Annotated in this window: 3 protein-coding genes; all 3 read right to left on the bottom strand. The window is 42.4% G+C overall.

The window, feature by feature from the left end:
* Positions 1 to 838: 838 nt before the first annotated feature.
* Positions 839 to 3,394, bottom strand: a complete 2,556-nt coding sequence (locus tag FL972_RS02780) for a cation-translocating P-type ATPase (RefSeq protein WP_144603334.1) — start codon at positions 3,392 to 3,394, stop codon at positions 839 to 841.
* Positions 3,395 to 3,476: 82 nt separating this feature from the next.
* The gene (locus FL972_RS02775) at positions 3,477 to 5,885 is read right to left on the bottom strand and encodes a TonB-dependent receptor plug domain-containing protein (protein ID WP_222116000.1); all 2,409 of its coding nucleotides are present in this window, start codon (positions 5,883 to 5,885) and stop codon (positions 3,477 to 3,479) included.
* 70 nt (positions 5,886 to 5,955) lie between these two features.
* Complete coding sequence (locus FL972_RS02770; RefSeq protein ID WP_144603332.1) at positions 5,956 to 6,474, bottom strand: hypothetical protein; 519 nt, start codon at positions 6,472 to 6,474, stop codon at positions 5,956 to 5,958.
* Positions 6,475 to 6,817 lie beyond the last annotated feature (343 nt).

Raw genomic sequence — 6,817 nt, 5'->3', positions numbered from 1 at the left:
TTTTGACAGTTACAATCATCTGCAATTCTTTGAATCGGGTGAAGCAGTCCCACCAAGTCTGAATTATGAAGTTCGAAGTCTGAAATATTTATGCTGTGATTAATCTCCCGCAAAGAATTCAAGAAGCAAAGATGGGATTGAAGTGGTTTGCGACGAAGACTTCGACTCCCTGACTTTCGACAGGCAGGCGCTCAGCTTGACATTGGCTTCGACCCTAAAAATCTGTGAAAAACTTGCCTGACGGCAGTCAGGTTTGCGAATTTTTCTGCGTTGATCTTCGGGAAATAAAAGCGATAATATGTCTAAACAAAGCCTCAATAGTTCCTCTGCCCCTCGTAAATCGTAAATCAAAAATCTTTTTCCCGGAGGCTCTCTGTGGTGAAAAAAGCTCGCAGCGGCTCAGCGACGCAAAGTTTTTTTTTCGCAAAGAATTCAAGAAGCAAAAATGGGTTTGAAGTGGTTGGAAGCAAGGGCTTCGACTCCCTGACTAACCGACAGGCAGGCGCTCAGCCTGACAGTACATTCGACTCCCTGACTTTCGTCAGGCAGGCTCTCAGCTTGCCAAGAGCTTCGTCTCCGCTCTGCCGAACAAAGGCTTCGACTCCGCTCAGCCTGACATAAGCATTGATCCGAAAAACCTGTGTAGGACTTGCCTGTCGGCAGTCAGGTCTGTGAATTTTTCTGCGTAGATCTGCAGGAAATAACGAGATTAAATTACTGAAAATTGCCTCATCAGTTCCTTAGCCCCTCGTAAATCGTAAATCAAAAATCTTAAATTTTAATCTCTGTGTTCCCTGTGGTTAAAACAATCAGCTGCGGAGAATAGGAATCATACCTGTTATCCAGATTTTCTCTTCCTCTTGATAAACTTCTCCAACTCAACCGCATGAAATACAATTAAGCCCATTCCAAAACAAAATGCCAGTTCCTCCAAAGTCAGCGCCTGGGTATGAAAAACACTGTTGAAGAATGGCAAGTAAATCACTGCCAGCTGAATAAGCATAGTTGCAAACACGGATAAAAGGAGAGGGCTGTTGCTTTTAAATCCCTGTTCATATAAGAAAGTCTGTTCACTTCTCACTGCAAGCACATGTCCTAATTGGGAAAATGCCAAAACCGTGAAAACCATGGTTTGCCAATGCCAGCCATGCCGAATGGCCCAAAATTGGGAGAAAATTGTGACTCCGGCCATCAAGAGTCCAACCCAAATGATATGAACTCCAACCCCGTCTGCAAATAGACTTTGTCTGGGCGGACGTGGAGGCCTTCTCATAATGTTTTTCTCTGCTCTTTCTCCTGCCAAAGCCAAAGCGGGCAAGCCATCCGTCACCAAGTTGATCCATAAAATATGGATCGGTAAAAGAGGAATTGGCAATCCAAGTAGAGGAGCTACTACAATGGTCCAGATTTCAGCCCCATTACAGGTCATGATGTACTTGACAAACTTTCGGATATTATCAAAAATTCTCCTTCCTTCCCGGATAGCCCGAACAATCGTAGCGAAATTATCATCCAATAAGATCATGTGAGCCGCCTCCTTACTGACATCCGTTCCGGTGATCCCCATGGCCACTCCAATCGTACTGCTTCGCAAAGAAGGGGCATCGTTGACTCCATCTCCTGTCATCGCTACATAATGTCCTCTTTTCTGTAAGGCTTTTACAATTCGAATTTTTTGATCGGGAGTCACTCGGGCATAAACCGAAATATGCTCTACTTCCTGCTCAAATTGCTCATCGGATAATTGGGCAAATTCCTTTCCGGTCAGGATTTTCTGACCTGATTCTAAAATTCCCACTTCCTTGGCGATCGCTTTGGCTGTTTCTGGATGATCTCCGGTGATCATTACAGGGTGAATTCCCGCAGTCTTACATTCCTGAATTGCCAATACAGCTTCTTCCCTTGGCGGATCTATCATTCCACAGATGCCAAAAAAGTCCAAATCCTTTTCCAAAAAATCGGCACTGATTTTTTCGGGTTTTTGATCTAAAATCTTCCCTGCAAAAGCTAAAACTCTTTGTCCATTGGCAGCCCATTCATTGCTTTTGCTTAGAAATTCATCTTTCTCAGCATTGGGAGTGCAGGCATCCAAAATTGACTCCATGGCTCCTTTGCAAAGCAAAATAATCTTGCCATCGGACTCATGCAGGGTGCTCATTCTCTTTCTTTCCGAATCGAAAGGGATTTCATCGAATCGGGGAAATAGTTTTTGGATAAACTGATAATCTTCTTCTCCCAAATTTCCTCTTACCCAATTGACCAAGGCCAACTCGGTAGCCTCGCCTTGCAAGTCTCCGTCTTCGTCAGGCTTAATATCATGATTTAAGGCCATGGCCAAATCTATATTGGAATAATTGCTGGTAATGTGGGCGATTTCTGCCGATGCTGTCTGCATGACAGTCATTTGATTTTTGGTCAAAGTGCCTGTTTTATCCGTGCAGATATAGGTGATCGAACCCAAGCTTTCCACAGCCGGGAGTTTCCGGATCAAGGCTTCTTTTTTAGCCAGTCTAGCTGCTCCCAAGGAAAGCGCGATGGTTATCAGTGCCGGCAAAGCCTCTGGTATAGCTGCCACCGCTAAACTAACTGATAGCAGCAGGAGAGGAATAGGTTCCTCACCCCGCAAAATGCCAAAGCCAAAGATCAAAAGACAAATCAGCAAAACGAGGTAGGAAATGATTTTTCCAAAACGCTTCATCCTCTCCTGAAGCGGTGTTTTCGGTCTTTCCTCCTGAAGCAAATCAGCGATTTTCCCCAATTGAGTTTGCATCCCGGTAGCTATCACCATGCCTATTCCTCTTCCATTGGTAACCAAGGTTCCCTTAAATAAGTGATTGGCACTTTCTACCTTCGGGCTTTCAATTATCTGATTTTTCAACCCGGATTTTTCTACCGGTACGGACTCCCCTGTCAAGGAGGCTTCGTCCATTTGTATGGAGAATCCTTCCAGCAATTGGATATCAGCTGGAATCATATTGCCAGCTTCCAATCTCACCAAATCCCCCGGAACCAATTCCTCTGATTTGACCTGAACATTCTTTCCATTTCTGATTAGGTTGGCCTGAACCTCACTCATTTTTTTGAGTGATTCCATGGCTTTTTCGGCTCTGTATTCCTGAACGAATCCCAAAATGGCATTGAGGATAATAATAACCAGGATAATGATGGTGTCAGTCCATTCACCAGCCACACCGGATATTAAAGCTGCCACCATCAAAATAACGATCATAAAATCCTGAAACTGCTCCAAAAAAAGTCTCCAGGCTGGTTTTCGCTTTTTTTCTTCCAGAAGATTGGGGCCAAATTCAGCCCTTCTTTCTTCTACTTCAACATCACTCAGGCCTTTTGAAATGAAGGCTGAAATTTCCGATGGAGATGAAGGGAAAAATGACATAAAAGGCTGGCTTAAACTCCTTTAAAATAAAAAAGTCTGAGGAGAATTTATGCCTCAGACTGGTATTTGATTTGGCTTATTTTTAGAAACTGGCTTTGAGGGAAAGCTGAACATTTCGTCCCGGTCCTGAAATGCCGGAACTGAAAGGCCTGTAGCGTTGATCTGTGATATTTTCCATTCCTGCATTTAAAATCAGGAAATCAAAAATCGGATAGCTTCCTTTTAAATTCAGCGTATACCAAGAAGGTGCAAAGGTGTTTTCATTGCTGTCTTTGGCATAAATTTCAACTTTTGCCCGCTCCTCAACGGGGAGCTCTTCGAAGCTTTTTTCTCCTTGATAGCTTGCATAAAGCTGAACTTGAAGTTTGTTTTTTCTATAAGTCAATCTACTGATTCCAAATAGGGGAGCTGCATGACGAGAGGGGCTAATTGTTCCATTGTCCAGCTCTTCTTTACCACGTTGAATATTCAAATCAGAGGAAAATGTAAGATGATCATTCATTTTGATTTCCAGTCCAATTTGTAGTCCATATACTCTTGCCTGAGCTGCATTTTGGATGGCCTGAACCTTACTTAATTCCCCTTGATAGATGATGCTGTCATTGCCATCCAATGTAAAATCCCTTCTTACCAAGGCATTATTCAATAAAGTATAATAGCCTGTTACATCCATTTTGGCGAAACCTCCCAATTTTTTAGCCATACCCAAATCCAAAGAATAGGCATATTCGGCTTCCAAATTTGGGTTGGGAACAGTCACAGCTCCGGGTTCAGAATCAAAAACCTTCCCTATATCATCCACATTGGGAGAGCGAAAGGCTGTTCCAAAATTGCTGCTGATAACCCAAGAGTCATTAGGTCTATACACTCCTCCTAGACTTCCTGTCAAAGCTCCATTGGAAAGGCTTGCCTCTGTAAAAGGGAATGGATAAAAGCTGGTGTCAAAACTGGCATCCATTCCAAACCAATTATAGCGCAGTCCAGCTTGCAGATTGACTTGCTCATTCAACTTATGCTCTTCATTGATATAAATACCAAATGAACGCCAATCCGCTCTTGGATATCTGGATGGGCCAGGACTTGATTCTTGCGTTGTGATATTGGTGATCATACCATTGGAATAAACCTCATTCAGAATCCACTCAGCTCCATAAACCAAGGTATTATTGGCGTCCAGGATTTTGGTGAAGTCGGTATTAATGGAGAAGGCTGTCACCTTTTCATCTTGTGTAGTCCGAATTGGTTTATTCAAATCCCTGTCTATTCGGCTTTCTTCAAAATGCTGATGTGCCAGCCTGATACTCATTTGATCAAATGCTCCTCTTTGAGCAAAATGTGTGATGCTCAGGTTATTCATCATCCAGATTTGAGGTCCATAATCCCATTCAGCGTACCGGGGGAGTCCATTTCTGATTCGATTATGTCTGTCATATCTTCCATAGGGAGAAGTTTCAGAATAATGAAAACCGTATTGAAAATCCCAAGCTTGCGAGGGTTTGAATCGAACCTTTTGCATCAGATTGAGCTGAGAATAGGCAGATGGAATTTGTCTTAATCCTCCATCTTCCAGAGGAATTACTACATCCTCCTCATTGATTCTTTTGACATAAAAGGGTTTCAGATAATCTTCGGGCCCATTGGATCCCTGTCTCAGATGATCGTAGTCCCAAGCACTGATACTCGTACTGATTGCCCATTTTTTCCAGCCAACATTCAAGTCCAGATGTCCTGTACTTTCATTATTTGCCGAGGAATAACGGGTGATTGCATTCCCGGAAATACTGGTATTTTTATCTAAGGAAAACTTTGGAGTTAGTGTATTGAAACTCATTACTCCGCCTATTGCATCGCTTCCATATATCACCGAACCCGGACCAAATAACACTTCTGCATGCTCCATGGCAAATGGGTCCAGGTTAATCACATTTTGAATATTGCCCCCCCGAAAAATGGCCGTATTCATTCTGACTCCATCCACTACATACAAAAGTCGGTTGGTTGCGAAACCCCTGATCATGGGGCTTCCGCCTCCCTGTTGACTTTTTTGGATATAGACCTTTCCGGATACTCCCAGTAAATCTGCAGCAGTTTGAGGATTTTGGAATGCTATTTCATCGGGTGAGATGGAGATTATTTTGGCAGGTAAATTTTCAGAAGATCGGGACCATCTATTGCCGGAAATCACCACCTCGCTGAGGTTGAGGTTGGAGTTTTCCAGTTGGATAATAGTTCCCAAAGTGAGCAGTTCATCATAGCTTATCTTGATGGTTTGATGGCCAAAACTGCTGATTATTATTTTTGAAGCCCCTTTGAAAGGGCTCAAGTTGACCTGTCCTTTAGAATTGGTTAACTCAAAGGCAGGAGGTATTTCACTACTTAAAGTAGCATAGCGGATGGGCTCGGATGTTGCTTTATCAACCAAAGTGACTGTTTGAGCCTTCAGTTGAAAGAAAAAGCAAAGCATGCCAAACCCCATCAATACTTGTTTCATAGTTAAAGAATTGATACGAATGGACAGACCTTTCCAGGTTAGTTCGGAAAAGGAGAATTCAAAAGATATATCAACTCAAAAAGTCGGGAGGGGAAAAGGGATTGGAGAGCCAGGGCGTTGGAATAGCCAGCGAGAATATACTTGAATAAGATGTATCTATTTCCTGCGAAAACGGATTTGGAATCAATGATGGAAAGGCTTGAAAGAATAGGGTGAAAACGGCCAATTGTTGTTCTTTTTCAGTTCCTTCTTCTTCCCAGAGTTCGGAGAGTTGCTTTTTGATTTTGGTTTCTTCTTGATCCCTCCAAACCAAGTAATGAATCTGATCTCCATCTTCTTTGATTTCGAGCACATCATACATTTCGCCTTGGTATTCAAACTCCCGTTCATGCTCCCATTCCAAAAGGGTTTGGGATTCTTCCCTGGTAAAACTTAGAGTCAGGAGGTTGGATTTTTCTTCAGATTCCTCAAATCTACTTTCAAAGGAGTTTTGAAGCTGAGTTTTTTGAAAATTCAGCCAAAGCAAACTTATGCTCAGGGGGCCTGAGAGCACAAAAAGGAGCAATATGGAGCTGAGACGGATTTTCAAGGATTATATATGAAATGCCAATTTTCAGCAAAATTTACAATAATTATATAAGTATTATGCTTTGGGAGGGAGGAAGTGATAAAGAGCCCCTTTGGAAGGCTGAATTGTGAAAGTGTGAAGTCTGAAAAGTAAGCAGTGCCGTCACTGCGAACCCGCCACTCTTTATTTTAATAATGATTTATTTGGCGTTTTTCTACAATTAGAATTAAAGGAAAAGCATTGGATCGGGTGAAGCAGTCTCAAAAAGTCTGGAAAATGAATTGAGAAATCAGGGAATGATAGCCCACTTTTGTCAAATCTATGTTTTCTACTATTTCTATGTGGTTTTTAAAATTTCTCATGG

The organism is Algoriphagus algorifonticola (assembly GCF_007655305.1).
GTDB lineage: Bacteria > Bacteroidota > Bacteroidia > Cytophagales > Cyclobacteriaceae > Algoriphagus > Algoriphagus algorifonticola.
The sequence above is the reverse complement of the archived record's forward strand: the minus strand, read 5'-3'. Positions and strand labels throughout refer to the sequence as shown.